Genomic DNA, 14,731 nt, shown 5'->3' on the forward strand with positions numbered 1-14,731 from the left:
CGTACCCACGCGACACGAGAGCTGTACGAGAGACGAGGTCGGATGATGCGTACGCGTCCGCTGAAAGTGGCGCTGCTTGGCTGCGGTGTGGTCGGCTCCGAGGTCACGCGCATCATCACGACGCAGACGGCCGATCTCGCCGCCCGCATCGGCGCGCCGATCGAGCTGGCCGGCATCGCGGTGCGCCGCCCCAACCGGGTGCGTGAAGGTGTGCCGCAGGAGCTGCTCACCACCGACGCCACCGCGCTGGTCAAGCGCGGCGACATCGACGTCGTCATCGAGGTCATCGGCGGTATCGAGCCGGTCCGCACGCTGATCACCACCGCCTTCGAGCACGGCGCCTCCGTGGTGTCGGCGAACAAGGCGCTGCTGGCCGCGGACGGCGCCAGCCTGCACGCCAAGGCCGTCGAGCACGGTGTGGACCTCTACTACGAGGCCGCGGTCGCCGGTGCGATCCCGCTGATCAGGCCGCTGCGCGAGTCGCTGGCCGGCGACAAGGTCAACCGGGTGCTCGGCATCGTCAACGGCACCACCAACTTCATCCTCGACAAGATGGACTCCACCGGCGCCGGCTACAGCGAGGCGCTGGACGAGGCCACCGCGCTGGGATACGCCGAGGCCGACCCCACCGCCGACGTCGAGGGCTTCGACGCCGCCGCCAAGGCCGCGATCCTGGCCGGCATCGCCTTCCACACCCGGGTCACCATCGACGACGTCCACCGCGAGGGCCTCACCGAGGTCACCGCGGCCGACATCGCGTCGGCGAAGAAGATGGGCTGTACGGTCAAACTGCTGGCCATCTGCGAGCGCGCCCGCGACGGCCGTTCGGTCACCGCCCGGGTGCACCCCGCAATGATCCCGCTCAGCCACCCGCTGGCCTCCGTACGCGGGGCCTACAACGCCGTCTTCGTCGAGGCGGAGGCGGCGGGGCAGCTGATGTTCTACGGTCCCGGCGCCGGCGGTGCACCCACCGCCTCCGCCGTCCTCGGCGACCTGGTGGCCGCCTGCCGCAACAAACTGGCGGCGACCACCGGTGCCGGCGAGTCCGCTTACACGCAACTGCCGGTGAGCCCGATGGGAGATGTGGTCACCCGCTACCACATCAGCCTCGACGTGGCGGACAAACCGGGCGTCCTCGCACAGGTCGCCACGGTGTTCGCCGAGCACGACGTGTCCATCGACACGGTCCGTCAGCAAGGAAAAGACGGAGAAGCGTCTCTCGTCGTCGTCACCCACCGCGCGCCGGACGCCGCCCTCTCGGCGACCGTCTCCAGCCTGCGGAAACTCGACACCGTACGCGGCGTCGCCAGCATCATGCGTGTGGAAGGGGAGTAGACCCGCAATGAACGGAACAATCGACCAGCCCCGAATGTCGGGCACCCACCAGTGGCGCGGCATCATCGAGGAGTACCGCGACCGGCTCCCGGTCGGCCCGGACACCCCGGTGGTCACGCTGCTTGAGGGTGGCACCCCGCTCGTACCGGCCCAACTGCTCTCGGAGCGCACCGGCTGCGACGTGTACCTCAAGGTCGAGGGCGCTAACCCGACCGGGTCCTTCAAGGACCGCGGGATGACCATGGCCATCTCCAAGGCCAAGGAGGACGGCGCCCAGGCCGTCATCTGCGCCTCCACCGGCAACACCTCCGCCTCGGCAGCCGCCTACGCCGTACGCGCCGGCATGGTCTGCGCGGTGCTCGTGCCGCAGGGCAAGATCGCGCTCGGCAAGATGGGCCAGGCGCTGGTCCACGGCAGCCGCATCCTCCAGGTCGACGGCAACTTCGACGACTGCCTGGACCTGGCCAGGGGGCTCAGCGAGAAGTACCCGGTGGCGCTGGTCAACTCGGTCAACCCGGTGCGCATCGAGGGCCAGAAGACCGCCGCCTTCGAGATCGTCGACGCGCTCGGCGACGCGCCCGACCTGCACCTGCTGCCGGTCGGCAACGCGGGCAACATCACGGCGTACTGGCGCGGGTACCGCGAGTACGCGGCGGACGGCATGGCCACCCGCAAGCCGCGCATGTGGGGCTTCCAGGCGTCGGGCTCCGCGCCCATCGTCAACGGCGCGCCGGTGCGCAGCCCGCAGACCATCGCCACCGCGATCAGGATCGGCAACCCCGCGTCCTGGCAGTTCGCCGAGGAGGCGCGGGACGAGTCCGGCGGCGTCATCGAGGCGGTGACGGACCGTCAGATCCTGTCCGCCTACCGGCTGCTGGCCGCCAAGGAGGGCGTCTTCGTCGAGCCGGCGTCCGCCGCGTCGGTCGCGGGCCTGCTCAAGGCGGTCGACGAGGGCCGCATCGACCCCGGCCAGCGCATCGTCTGCACGGTCACCGGCAACGGCCTCAAGGACCCCGACTGGGCGGTCGCGGGCGCTCCCGCCCCAATGACGGTGCCGATTGACGCGGACGCTGCTGCGCAGAGCCTGGGCCTCGTCTGACCTGGCCTCCTGCCCGAGAGGGCGCCCCTGGGGTGGTGGCGGTCCGTCGTCATGTGACGGTTGACTCCCCACGGCTCGGCGCCAGCCGAAGGGGCGCACGTCGGGAAGGGCGACACGCATCACGCGCTGTACGTGCGCCCTATGTCGCAGGAGAACCTTCCTTCGATAAGCTGGAACCCGGGGACACCGTAGTGTGCCCCGCATCGGCGGATGCCACGTGGCATCGCCACTCCCCGCCCCGCCGCCCGGCAATGGTGCCGCGCCCGCAGGGCGAACCGCACAAGGAGATTCGTCGAAAGATGGCCGGTCCCGCGTTCCGCGCTGCCGCAGTACGAGTGCGCGTCCCCGCGACCAGCGCCAACCTCGGACCGGGGTTCGACGCGTTCGGGCTGGCCCTGGGCCTGTACGACGACGTGGTCGTGCGGGTCGCGGACGCCGGCCTGCACGTGGACATCGCCGGTGAGGGCGCCGACACGCTGGCGCGCGACGGGAAACACCTCGTCGTGCGCTCGCTGCGGACCGCCTTCGACCTGCTCGGCGGCCAGCCGCGCGGCCTGGAGGTGGTGTGCGCGAACCGCATTCCGCACGGCCGCGGCCTCGGCTCGTCGTCGGCGGCCATCTGCGCGGGCATCATCGCCGCCCGCGCGGTGACCATAGGCGGCCCGTCCGTCCTGGACGACACCGCACTGCTGGAGCTTGCCACCGAGATCGAGGGGCACCCCGACAACGTCGCCGCGTGCCTGCTCGGCGGCCTGACCGTGGCCTGGACCGAGGGCGGCGCCGCCCGGGCGGTACGCCTGGAGCCGGCCGCCTCGCTGGTCCCGGTGGTCTTCGTGCCGGCCGTGCCGGTGCTGACCGAGACCGCGCGCGGGCTGCTGCCGCGTACCGTCCCGCATGTGGACGCCGCCGCCAACGCGGGCCGGGCCGCGCTGCTGGTGGAGGCGCTGACCAGGCGTCCCGAGCTGCTGCTGCCGGCCACCGAGGACCGGCTGCACCAAGACTACCGGGCGCCTGCGATGCCCGAAACCCTGGCGCTGGTCCACCGGTTGCGTGGCGAGGGCGTGCCTGCCGTCGTGTCGGGCGCGGGACCCACGGTCCTGGCGTTCACCGACGAGGGGGCCGCCGACAAGGTCTCCCGGATCGCGGGCGAGGGCTGGGCGGCGAACCGCCTGGCACTGGACGCGTCCGGGGCGTGTGTACTGCCGCTGGCCGGGGGGCAGTGACACGGTTGCCGGTCGTGAGAGGGGGAATGTTTGTTGGATCCGGTAGTGTTAACCTCAAGCCTGCATTCGATGCCCGATGGGCGAGATGCACCGTGTCCCTTCCGTGGGACCGCTTTTCTTCCGGGAGCCTCCCACACCGCATAGGGCAAGGTCCGAGCAGTCGGAATCCGCCCGAGCAGTGTTGAGCACGCTCCGGAGTTTCGGTACGAGTTCCCTCCGTGCCGAAGGCACGTATGTATTTCTGCCGCCATCAGGCGGACCACCGCCCCGGTTTCTGAGCAGCGGAAACGCCCAGAGCCGGACAGCACGACCGGTCGCCGAGCCAGACAGGCCGACGCCCGCTCCAGGGAAGGACCCTTCGTGAGCGACACCACCGATCTGATGGGCGTGCGCGCAGATGACACTGTCGCCTCGTCCGACGCCGCCGCGCCTGCTACCGGTGCTGCCACGGCCAGTGCGTCGCGGCGCCGCCGGTCCGGGACCGGCCTGGACGGCATGGTGCTGGCCGAACTGCAGCAGCTCGCCTCAGGCCTCGGTATCAAGGGCACCGCGCGGATGCGCAAGAGCCAGCTGATCGAGACCATCAAGGAGCGCCAGGCCGGCGGCGGCGCCTCCGCGCCGGCCGCCCCCGCGGCCGCCGACGGCGACGCGGCGGACAAGCCCAAGCGGCGCACCACCTCGAAGGCCCGCATCGAGCAGGACGCGCAGAAGGCCGCCCCGGCCGCCGTGGCGACGGCCACCGAGGCGCCCGAGCAGCGGCAGGAGCAGAAGCAGATCGAGATCCCCGGCCAGCCGGCCGGTGAGCAGGCCAAGGCCGCGAAGACCGAGCGGGCCGAGAAGGCGGCGGAGGCCGCCGCGGACACCGCCGAGGGGCGTGCCGAGGCCAAGGACGGCAAGCAGCAGCAGGGCGGCGGAGACGACCGCCAGGACCGGCAGCGCGGCCAGCGCGGCGACCGCAGGGAGCGGCAGCGGGACCGGCAGCGCAACCGCGAGGACGGCGGCGACGGCGGCGGCAACCGGCAGGGCCGGGACCGCGGCGACCGCCAGCAGCAGGGCGGCGGCCAGGGCCAGCAGCAGGGCGGCCAGGGCGGCCCGCAGGACGACGACGAGTTCGGCGACGGGCGGGGCAGGCGCAGGGGCCGCTACCGCGACCGCAGGGGCCGCGGGAACCGCCGTGAGGAGTTCGGCGGCGGCGGCGAGCCGCAGGTCGCGGACGACGACGTGCTGATCCCGGTGGCGGGCATCCTCGACATCCTCGACAACTACGCGTTCATCCGCACCTCCGGCTACCTGCCGGGGCCGAACGACGTGTACGTCTCGCTGGCGCAGGTCCGCAAGAACGGGCTGCGCAAGGGCGACCACGTCACCGGTGCGGTGCGGCAGCCCAAGGACGGCGAGCGGCGCGAGAAGTTCAACGCGCTGGTCAGGCTGGACTCGGCCAACGGCATGGCCGCCGACTCCGGACGCGGCCGTCCCGAGTTCAACAAGCTCACCCCGCTGTACCCGCAGGACCGGCTCCAGCTGGAGACCGACCCCGGTGTGCTGACGACCCGGATCATCGACCTGGTCTCGCCCATCGGCAAGGGGCAGCGCGGTCTGATCGTGGCCCCGCCGAAGACCGGCAAGACCATGATCATGCAGGCCGTGGCCAACGCGATCACCACCAACAACCCCGAGTGCCACCTGATGGTGGTGCTGGTGGACGAGCGCCCTGAAGAGGTCACCGACATGCAGCGGTCGGTGAAGGGCGAGGTCATCTCCTCGACCTTCGACCGCCCCGCCGAGGACCACACCACGGTCGCCGAGCTGGCCATCGAGCGCGCCAAGCGCCTGGTGGAGCTGGGCCACGACGTGGTCGTGCTGCTGGACTCGATCACCCGGCTCGGCCGCGCCTACAACCTGGCCGCGCCCGCCTCCGGCCGCATCCTGTCCGGTGGTGTGGACTCCACCGCGCTCTACCCGCCGAAGCGGTTCTTCGGCGCCGCGCGCAACATCGAGGACGGCGGTTCGCTGACCATCCTGGCCACCGCGCTGGTCGAGACCGGCTCGCGGATGGACGAGGTGATCTTCGAGGAGTTCAAGGGCACCGGCAACATGGAGCTCAAGCTCGACCGCAAGCTCGCCGACAAGCGGATCTTCCCCGCGGTGGACGTCGACGCGTCGGGTACGCGCAAGGAGGAGATCCTGCTCGGCGGCGAGGAGCTGGGCATCGTCTGGAAGCTGCGCCGGGTGCTGCACGCGCTCGACCAGCAGCAGGCGATCGAGCTGCTGCTGGACAAGATGAAGCAGACCAAGTCCAATGCCGAGTTCCTGATGCAGATCGCGAAGACCACGCCGGGCCAGAACAACGACTGACCCGCGCGCTGCACCGCACACGGCCCCGCCCACCGGTTTCCCCGGTGGGCGGGGCCGTGTGCATGCCACTTCGGGCATGAGCATATGATCGGTCGGCCGCAGGTGGGGGGGAATCCATCTCCGGGTCCGGCCCGAGTGTCGGGCGGCGCTTCACGCTGCCCCTGACCTGCCGCTCCCGTTGTGTCGTACCGCCGCTCCTGTGCGTGATCACTGCTGCCGCCCGCCGTGCGTCCACCGCCGCGGGCGGCGGCTGACGTCTCAACGACAGGAGTCGTGGATGTTCCCTGCCCGCAAGGGTGCCGGCCACCGGCGGCGACGGCGCGGTCCGGTCGCCATCGGGGTGGCCGTGCTCGGTGCCGGCGCCGCCGGTGTGCTGCTGCTGTCGCCGGCCCACGCCGGCACCGTGCAGCCGCCGGTGCTCGGCACCGTCGCACAGCCCCCTGCACCCGCACCGGCCGCGCTCAGCGCCCGGATAGCGGGCGCGGTCAAGGCCGACAGCGGCCCGGCCCGCGCCCCGCTCGCCGCCTCGACGACCACGAAGTCGTCGGGCACGGCAGGCACCACGGTCGACCCGAAGATCATCGGCGGAACGACGACGACGATCTCCACGGCGCCGTGGATGGCCCAGCTCTGGTACTACGACGACAACGGCACCCCCGCGGACGAGACGGACGACACCGGCTTCTTCTGCGGCGGCACCGTGGTGTCCCCGACCAAGATCCTCACTGCCTCGCACTGCGTGCACGGCTACGACTGGTTCCAGTTCGGCGCCGTCGTGACCGGCACCGACCAGCTGCCGACGACCAACGCGGACGACACCGCCAACCTGCACGGCGGCACCGCCACCGGCGTCCAGCGCCAGTGGAACCACCCGTCGTACAGCTCGGTGACCTACGACAACGACGTGGCCGTCCTCACCCTGAACCGGCCCGTCACAGCCAAGCCGCTGCCGATCACCACGGCGGGCGACACGGCCTCGTACGGCGCCGGCACGGCCGCGACGCTCTACGGCTGGGGGCGGACGTCCTCGACCACGCAGGACCTGGCGCAGACGCTGAAGAAGGCGTCGATGCCGATCGTGTCGAACGCCGCGTGCAGCAGTGCATGGGGCAGCGACTACGTGGCCGCCCACATGGTCTGCGCGGGCCCGCCGGCGTCCGGCAGCGACGCGGGCACCACGTCGGCCTGCAACGGCGACTCCGGCGGCCCGCTGGTCGTGGCCGGGCGGGTCGTCGGCGTGGTGTCCTGGGGCGTCCAGGACTGCGTCGAGAAGGGCGCCTACAGCGTCTTCAGCCGGGTCAGCGCCTTCGCGGGCGCGATCGACCCGCGGCTGGACGACACCGACATCACCCACGACGGCAAGGCGGACCTGCTCGCGGTCACCCCGGCGGGCGCCACCTACTACTACGCCTCCAAGGGCACGACGGTGAACGGCCGGGTCGCCGACGGCAACCTCGCCGGCACCGGCATGATCCGGCAGACCGACCTCAACCGGGACGGCTTCCAGGACGTGCTGGCCCGCACCACCGACGGCCAGCTGTACTTCCTCAACGGCCAAGCCGGCACCAGCGACATCCGGCTCGGCGCCGGCTGGAACGCCATGCGCGCCCTGGTCGCCCCCGGCGACCTCAACGGCGACGGGCTGCCCGACCTGGTCGCCACCGACACCGGCGGCACCATGTGGTACTACCCCGGCAACGGGAACGGGACCGTCGGCGCCCGCCACTCGGTGGGCGGCGGCTGGAACATCTACAACGGCGTGATCTACGGCAAGGGTGACCTGAGCGGCGACGGACGTCCCGACCTCGTCGCCCGCGACAGCGCCGGTGTGATGTGGCTCTACAAGGGCAGCGGCTCGGCCACCAAGCCGTTCCAGACACGTACCCGGATCGGCGCGGGGTGGAACATCTACAACATCATCGCCACCGTCGGTGACATCACCGGCGACGGGCACGCGGACCTGGTGGCCCGCGACAGCTCGGGCGTGCTGTGGCTGTACAAGGGCACGGGCTCGGCCACGGCGCCGCTGGCGGCGCGGACCGAGATCTGCGCCGGCTGGAACATCTACAACAAGCTGGGCTGAGTCACCACTCGTCGCACAGCGTGAGATGAAATTCGTCCGCGTACCCCCTGACCTGGGGGTACGCGGACGCGCCGGTTTTCCCCCGGATGCCGATCCCGTCGGGGGCGGCGCACGATGGAGGAATGTCCGGCACAGGCGACCTCCAGCCGCCCGCCGGCGCCACCGCCCTCGAAGGCCCGCGGCGCCGGCGCCGCGGCCTGCGGATCACCGCATGGGTCGCCGCGGGCCTGGTCCTGGTGGGGGCGGGCGGGGCCGGCTACATCTACTTCCGGCTCAACGGCAACATCCACAGCGTCGACATCGACTCCGCGCTCGGCGCCGACCGCCCGGTCAAGCTCGGCAACGGTTCCATGGACATCCTGGTGCTCGGCTCGGACTCCCGCTCCGGCGCCAACCGCGGGTACGGCCACGACAGCGGCACCGCCCGCTCGGACACCGCGATGATCGTGCACCTGGCCAAGGGCCACAAGCGGGCCAGCGTCGTCAGCATCCCGCGCGACACCCTGATCAGCCGTCCGGCCTGCAAGAAGCCCGGCGGCGGCACCGCACCCGCGGTGCCGCAGGCGATGTTCAACAGCGCCTACGAGGTCGGCGGGCCGGTGTGCGCGGTCAAGACCGTTGAGGCGCTGACCGGGCTGCGGATGGACCACTACGTCGAGGTCGACTTCACCGGCTTCAAGGACCTGGTCAACGCGCTCGGCGGGGTGCCGCTGACCACGACGTCGGCGATCGACGACACCAAGAGCCACCTGACGCTGGCGGCCGGCACCCACACCCTCGACGGCGACCAGGCGCTCGGCCTGGTGCGCACCAGGCACGGCGTCGCGGACGGCAGCGACCTGGGCCGTATCCAGCTGCAGCAGGCGTTCCTGAAGGCCCTCATGGACCGGATCAGCGGCCTGGGGGTGCTCACCAGCCCCACCAAGCTGTTCTCCGTCGCCGACACCGCGACCAGCGCGGTGACCACCGACACCGGCCTCGGCTCGGTCGGCAGGCTGATGGGCCTGGCGCAGAGCGTCCGCAACCTGAAGTCCGGGCACATCCACATGGTCACCCTGCCCGTGCGGTACGCCCCCACCGACCGCAACCGGGTGGAGCCCATCGAGGCCAAGGCGCAGATGGTGTGGGCCGCGCTGCGCGCGGACAAGGCGATACCGGCCGCAGCGGTGCAGGGATCTGCGGCCGACAAGGTGGACGCGGGCAAGGTCGTGCGGCCCTCCCCCTCCGCCACCCCGTCGAAGGGTCGCTGACCTGCGGGAACGCCGAACCGTTCGGGAGGGGAATTATCCCGTTCCCGACCTGGTTTTGGGAGATGCGGCCTGTGCTGGCAGACTGGTCCGCTGGCCCCGGTTCACGTGACGCAAACCCGCGGAGCGACCCGGCGCCCTCCCGAACCTAGGAGCACCCTTGAAGCGCGAGATCCACCCCGAGTACGTCGAGACCCAGGTCACCTGCACCTGTGGCGCCTCGTTCACCACCCGCAGCACCGAGAAGAGCGGCCAGATCCGCGCCGAAGTGTGCTCCGAGTGCCACCCGTTCTACACGGGCAAGCAGAAGATCCTCGACACCGGCGGCCGTGTGGCCCGCTTCGAGGCCCGCTTCGGCAAGGCCGCCGGGTCCGCGAAGAAGTAGCGACCCGAGAGCGCCGGTTCCCGGTCGCCCCGCCCGGGGCGACCGGACCGGCGCTTTGTCGTCCCACCTACTTCCTTCCAGACTTCTTCCAGCTAGGGATTGATGATGTTCGAGGCGGTCGAGGAACTGATCGGCGAGCACGCCGACCTCGAGAAGCAGCTTGCCGACCCCGCGGTGCACGCCGACCAGGCCAACGCCCGCAGGCTCAACAAGCGGTACGCGGAGCTGACCCCCATCGTCAGCACCTACCGGGCCTGGCGGCAGACCGGCGAGGACATCGAGACCGCGCGGGAACTCGGCGCCGACGACCCGGAGTTCGCCGCCGAGGTCAAGGAGCTGGACAAGGAGCGCGACGAGCTGACCGAGCGGCTGCGGCTGCTGCTGGTGCCGCGCGACCCCAGCGACGACAAGGACGTCATCCTGGAGGTCAAGGCGGGGGAGGGCGGCGAGGAGTCGGCCCTGTTCGCCGGCGACCTGCTGCGGATGTACCTGCGCTACGCCGAGCGCGTCGGCTGGAAGACCGAGATCCTGGACGCCAACGAGTCCGACCTCGGCGGCTACAAGGACGTCCAGGTCGCCGTGAAGGCCCCTCCTTCCCGCGGGGGACAGACCACGAATCCGGGCCAAGGGGTGTGGGCCAGGCTCAAGTACGAGGGCGGCGTCCACCGGGTGCAGCGGGTGCCCGCGACCGAGTCCCAGGGGCGTATCCACACCTCGGCGGCCGGCGTGCTGGTCACCCCCGAGGCCGAGGACGTGGAGGTCGAGATCGGCCCGAACGACCTGCGCATCGACGTCTACCGCTCGTCGGGGCCCGGCGGCCAGTCCGTCAACACCACCGACTCCGCGGTCCGCATCACCCACCTGCCCACCGGTCTTGTCGTCTCCTGCCAGAACGAGAAGAGCCAGCTGCAGAACAAGGAGTCGGCGATGCGCATCCTGCGCTCCCGGCTGCTGGCCGCTGCCCAGGAGGAGGCCGAGCGCGAGGCGTCCGACGCCCGCCGCAGCCAGGTGCGCACCGTCGACCGCTCCGAGCGCATCCGCACCTACAACTTCCCGGAGAACCGCATCTCCGACCACCGCGTCGGCTTCAAGGCCTACAACCTCGACCAGGTGCTCGACGGCGACCTCGACGCGATGATCCAGGCCTGCGTGGACGCCGACTCCGCCGCCAAGCTGGCCGCGGCCGGCGACGCGAGCTGAGGGGGCGGACGGTGAACCTGCTGCTCGCCGAGGTGGCCCAGGCCGCCCAGCGGCTCGCCGACGCCGGTGTGCCCTCGCCGCGGTTCGACGCGGAGGAGCTGGCCGCGTACGTCCACGGCGTCAAGCGCGGTGAGCTGCACAGCGTCGCCGACAGCGAGTTCGACGCCCGCTACTGGGAGGCCGTCGCCCGCCGCGAGGCCCGCGAACCGCTGCAGCACATCACCGGCCGGGCCTTCTTCCGCTACCTCGAACTGCGGGTCGGCCCCGGGGTGTTCGTGCCGCGCCCGGAGACCGAGTCGGTCGTCGGCTGGGCGATAGACGCGGTGCGGGCCATGGACGTCGCGGAACCGCTGATCGTCGACCTTTGCACGGGCTCCGGCGCCATCGCGCTCGCGCTGGCCCAGGAGGTGCCGCGCTCCAGGGTGCACGCCGTGGAGCTGTCGGAGGACGCGCTGGACTACGCCCGCGCCAACGTCGAGGGCAGCAAGGTCGACCTGCGCCAGGGCAACGCGCTGACCGCCTTCCCCGAACTCAACGGCCAGGTCGACCTGGTCATCTCCAACCCGCCCTACATCCCGCTCACCGAGTGGGAGCATGTGGCACCCGAGGCCCGCGACCACGACCCGGAACTGGCACTCTTCTCCGGCGAGGACGGCCTCGACACCATCCGCGGCATCGAGCGCACCGCGCACCGGCTGCTGCGGCCCGGCGGGGTCGTCGTGGTGGAGCACGCCGACTCGCAGGGCGGTCAGGTGCCGTGGATCTTCAAGGAGGACGCGGGCTGGGCGGACGCGGCCGACCACCCCGATCTCAACAACCGCCCGCGCTTCACCTCGGCCCGCAAGGCCCTGCCGTGACCAGGCAGGCCGACCGGGCGCAGGACCCGGCAGCAGCACAGCACTCTTCGGAGGTCATCTCATGGCACGGCGATACGACTGCTCGGATGCGACCGACCGGGCGACCGGCCTGCGCGAGGCCACGTCGGCGATCAAGCGCGGCGAACTCGTCGTCCTGCCGACCGACACCGTCTACGGGATCGGCGCCGACGCCTTCGACGCCGAGGCCGTGGGCGACCTGCTGGAGGCCAAGGGCCGCGGGCGCAACATGCCCTCGCCGGTCCTGGTCGGCTCGCCCAACACCCTGCACGGCATCGTCACCGACTTCTCCGAGCAGGCCTGGGAGCTGGTCGACGCCTTCTGGCCGGGCGCGCTGACCCTGGTCACCAAGCACCAGCCCTCGCTCGCCTGGGACCTCGGCGACACCCGCGGCACCGTCGCGGTGCGCATGCCGCTGCACCCGGTCGCGATCGAACTGCTCACCGCCACAGGCCCGATGGCCGTCTCCAGCGCCAACCTCACCGGCATGCCCTCGCCGCAGGACTGCGACGCCGCCCAGGGCATGCTCGGCGACTCCGTCGCGGTCTACCTGGACGGCGGCCCCACCCCCGCCGCGACCCCCTCGTCGATCGTGGACGTCACCGGCAGGGTCCCGGTGCTGCTGCGGGCCGGGGCGATCAGCGCGGAGGAGCTGCGCAAGGTCGTACCCGACCTGGAGGAGCGCAGTTGACCACGCCCGACGGGCGCGGCATACGGGGGCACACGCAGTACGTCCAGCGCGTCGTCCCTGGGGACAGCGGCGACGTCTTCCGCATCCTGCATGTCTGCACCGGCAACGTCTGCCGCTCGCCGATGGCCGAGCGGCTGACCCGGCACGGGCTGGCCCGGCGGCTCGGCCCTGGCGCGGCCGGCATGCTGGTCGAGTCGGCCGGCACCTGGGGCCACGAGGGCGCCCCGATGGAGGCCCATGCCGCAGCCGTGCTCACCGAGTACGGCGCCGACCCCTCCGGCTTCACCGGCAGGGAACTGCTCGACGACCACGTCATCGACGCCGACCTGGTGCTCACCGCCACCCGCGACCACCGCCAGCAGGTCATCTCGATGGGCCACGCGGCGGGCCTGCGCACCTTCACGCTCAAGGAGTTCACCCGGCTGGTGCGGGCCATCGACACCACCACGCTGCCCGAGGGCAGCGTCACCGAGCGGGCCAGGGCGCTGGTGCGCGCCGCCGCCGCGCTGCGCGGCTGGCTGCTGGCCCCCAGCCCCGACGCCGACGAGGTCCACGACCCCTACGGTGCCCCGCTGTCCTACTTCCGCAGCATCGGCGAGGAGATCCACACCGCGCTGGACCCGATGGTGACCGCGCTGACCGGCGTCGGCGCCGGTGTCAGGCCCTCCTGAGAGCCGGGGTGCGGCGCTTCCGAGAACGGCCGCGGGCGGCTGCAACCGCGGCGGCCCTCCTGTGAGTCTTCCCCGGTGTTCGCCGTCCCGGCCCGGCCACCACTAGGGTGTGACGCTGTGAGGTACCACCCCCGGACGTGTGCGCAGCACCGCTACGCCCCCGAAACAGTCGGAGGCGGCTCGTGCGCGAGTATCTGCTGACCCTCTTCGTCGCTGCCGCGGTCACGTATCTGCTGACCGGTCCTGTGCGGAAGTTCGCCATCGCCGCCGGTGCGATGCCGCCCATCAGGGCACGTGACGTGCACCGCGAGCCCACCCCGCGGCTCGGCGGCATCGCGATGTTCGGCGGCCTGAGCGCGGGACTGCTGGTCGCGGCGCACCTGTCCAACATCGGCGACGTCTTCTCGGTGTCCAACGAGCCGCGCGCGCTGCTGTCCGGCGCCGGGCTGATCTGGCTGCTGGGTGTGCTGGACGACAAGTGGGGCGTGGACGCGCTGATCAAGCTCGGCGTGCAGATGATCGCCGCCGGCGTGATGGTGCTGCAGGGCCTCACCATCCTGTGGCTGCCGGTGCCGGGCATCGGCCCGGTCGCACTGACCCCGGTGCAGTCGACGCTGCTCACCGTCGCGCTGGTGGTGATCACCATCAACGCGGTGAACTTCGTGGACGGCCTGGACGGCCTCGCGGCCGGCATGGTGTGCATCGCCTCGGTCGCCTTCTTCATGTACGCCTACCGCATGTGGTACGGCTACGGCGTCGAGGCGGCAGCGCCCGCGACGCTGTTCAGCGCGATCCTGATCGGGATGTGCCTGGGCTTCCTGCCGCACAACATCCACCCGGCGCGGATCTTCATGGGCGACTCGGGCTCGATGCTGATCGGCCTGGTGCTGTCCTCGTGCGCGATCTCCATCACCGGGCAGGTCGACCCCGACGCGATCACCTCCTTCACCGGGTCCACCCGGGAGACCGTGCACTTCATGGTGCCGGTCTACATGCCGCTGCTGCTGCCGCTGACGATGATCGCGATCCCGGCCGCCGACCTGGTGCTCGCCGTGGTCCGCAGGACCTGGAAGGGCCAGTCGCCCTTCGCCGCCGACCGCGGCCACCTGCACCACCGGCTGCTGGAGATCGGGCACTCGCACAGCCGCGCGGTGCTGATCATGTACTTCTGGTGCGCGCTGTTCGCCTTCGCCGCGGTGGCCTTCTCGGTCAACTCCTCCAGCCTGTGGATCGTGCTGGTGATCGTCGCGCTCAGCGCGGTCGGCCTGGTCGTCCTGCTGCTGCCGCGCTTCAAGCCGGCCGCCCCCGACTGGGCGGAGTCCGTGGTGCCGCCGCGCTACCGGCGCCGCCGCCGGCGGCTGGCGGCCGGTGCCGCCGCGGCCGAGCGGGAGATGCGCTCGCCCGACCACCCCGCGCTGCACGGCTCGACCGCGATCGGCGACCGCCCCCGCCTGCAGGACCGCAGGTCGGACCGCCGCTCCGAGCGGCGGGGCGACCGCCGCAGCCCGGTCGACACCCGCAACTGACCGCGGCCGGGAACACGTCGGGACCAACGGCGGGAACAAGT

At 71.7% G+C, this 14,731-nt stretch carries 12 protein-coding genes; all 12 read left to right on the forward strand.

Features of this window, described 5'->3' with window-relative positions:
- Positions 1-42: 42 nt before the first annotated feature.
- The 12 genes from JT723_RS05730 to JT723_RS05785 all read left to right on the forward strand — a co-directional run bounded on the left by JT723_RS05730 (position 43) and on the right by JT723_RS05785 (position 14,690).
- Complete coding sequence (locus tag JT723_RS05730; RefSeq protein WP_205043374.1) at positions 43-1,335, forward strand: homoserine dehydrogenase; 1,293 nt, start codon at positions 43-45, stop codon at positions 1,333-1,335.
- Positions 1,336-1,342: 7 nt separating this feature from the next.
- Positions 1,343-2,434 (forward strand): threonine synthase, encoded by a 1,092-nt coding sequence (thrC, locus tag JT723_RS05735; RefSeq protein WP_240165148.1) that lies wholly within the window; start codon positions 1,343-1,345, stop codon positions 2,432-2,434.
- 299 nt (positions 2,435-2,733) lie between these two features.
- On the forward strand, positions 2,734-3,657 hold the full coding sequence (gene thrB / locus JT723_RS05740) for a homoserine kinase (RefSeq protein WP_205043375.1): 924 nt from the start codon (positions 2,734-2,736) through the stop codon (positions 3,655-3,657).
- A 360-nt stretch (positions 3,658-4,017) separates the two neighbouring features.
- Positions 4,018-6,012: a transcription termination factor Rho gene (gene rho / locus JT723_RS05745; RefSeq protein ID WP_205043376.1), complete on the forward strand. Its 1,995-nt coding sequence runs from the start codon at positions 4,018-4,020 to the stop codon at positions 6,010-6,012.
- 277 nt (positions 6,013-6,289) lie between these two features.
- Positions 6,290-8,095 (forward strand): trypsin-like serine protease, encoded by a 1,806-nt coding sequence (locus tag JT723_RS05750; protein ID WP_205043377.1) that lies wholly within the window; start codon positions 6,290-6,292, stop codon positions 8,093-8,095.
- Between the two features lie 122 nt (positions 8,096-8,217).
- Positions 8,218-9,345: an LCP family protein gene (locus tag JT723_RS05755; RefSeq protein ID WP_205043378.1), complete on the forward strand. Its 1,128-nt coding sequence runs from the start codon at positions 8,218-8,220 to the stop codon at positions 9,343-9,345.
- A 157-nt stretch (positions 9,346-9,502) separates the two neighbouring features.
- The gene (rpmE, locus tag JT723_RS05760) at positions 9,503-9,727 is read left to right on the forward strand and encodes a 50S ribosomal protein L31 (protein WP_205043379.1); all 225 of its coding nucleotides are present in this window, start codon (positions 9,503-9,505) and stop codon (positions 9,725-9,727) included.
- A 105-nt stretch (positions 9,728-9,832) separates the two neighbouring features.
- Positions 9,833-10,927, forward strand: a complete 1,095-nt coding sequence (gene prfA, locus JT723_RS05765; RefSeq protein WP_205043630.1) for a peptide chain release factor 1 — start codon at positions 9,833-9,835, stop codon at positions 10,925-10,927.
- 11 nt (positions 10,928-10,938) lie between these two features.
- Positions 10,939-11,784 carry a peptide chain release factor N(5)-glutamine methyltransferase gene (gene prmC, locus JT723_RS05770; protein ID WP_205043380.1) on the forward strand — a complete coding sequence of 282 codons (846 nt, stop codon included), beginning with the start codon at positions 10,939-10,941 and terminating at the stop codon, positions 11,782-11,784.
- A 61-nt stretch (positions 11,785-11,845) separates the two neighbouring features.
- On the forward strand, positions 11,846-12,493 hold the full coding sequence (locus JT723_RS05775; RefSeq protein WP_205043381.1) for an L-threonylcarbamoyladenylate synthase: 648 nt from the start codon (positions 11,846-11,848) through the stop codon (positions 12,491-12,493).
- Positions 12,490-13,164, forward strand: a complete 675-nt coding sequence (locus JT723_RS05780) for an arsenate reductase/protein-tyrosine-phosphatase family protein (RefSeq protein ID WP_205043382.1) — start codon at positions 12,490-12,492, stop codon at positions 13,162-13,164. Before JT723_RS05775 ends, JT723_RS05780 begins: the two co-directional genes overlap by 4 nt.
- Before the next feature lie 182 nt (positions 13,165-13,346).
- Positions 13,347-14,690, forward strand: coding sequence for an MraY family glycosyltransferase (locus tag JT723_RS05785; RefSeq protein WP_205043383.1), 1,344 nt, complete (start codon positions 13,347-13,349; stop codon positions 14,688-14,690).
- The last annotated feature ends 41 nt before the right edge of the window (positions 14,691-14,731 follow it).

This window comes from Actinacidiphila bryophytorum, assembly GCF_016916835.1.
GTDB classification, from domain to species: Bacteria; Actinomycetota; Actinomycetes; order Streptomycetales; family Streptomycetaceae; genus Actinacidiphila; species Actinacidiphila bryophytorum.

What these genes read in the sequence shown, in the direction of transcription:
- thrB (WP_205043375.1), top strand. Translation starts at nt 2,734, where the DNA reads ATGGCCGGTCCCGCGTTCCGCGCTGCCGCAGTACGAGTGCGCGTCCCC.
- prfA (WP_205043630.1), top strand. Translation starts at nt 9,833, where the DNA reads ATGTTCGAGGCGGTCGAGGAACTGATCGGCGAGCACGCCGACCTCGAG.
- thrC (WP_240165148.1), top strand. Translation starts at nt 1,343, where the DNA reads ATGAACGGAACAATCGACCAGCCCCGAATGTCGGGCACCCACCAGTGG.
- JT723_RS05755 (WP_205043378.1), top strand. Translation starts at nt 8,218, where the DNA reads ATGTCCGGCACAGGCGACCTCCAGCCGCCCGCCGGCGCCACCGCCCTC.
- JT723_RS05775 (WP_205043381.1), top strand. Translation starts at nt 11,846, where the DNA reads ATGGCACGGCGATACGACTGCTCGGATGCGACCGACCGGGCGACCGGC.
- JT723_RS05730 (WP_205043374.1), top strand. Translation starts at nt 43, where the DNA reads ATGATGCGTACGCGTCCGCTGAAAGTGGCGCTGCTTGGCTGCGGTGTG.
- JT723_RS05750 (WP_205043377.1), top strand. Translation starts at nt 6,290, where the DNA reads ATGTTCCCTGCCCGCAAGGGTGCCGGCCACCGGCGGCGACGGCGCGGT.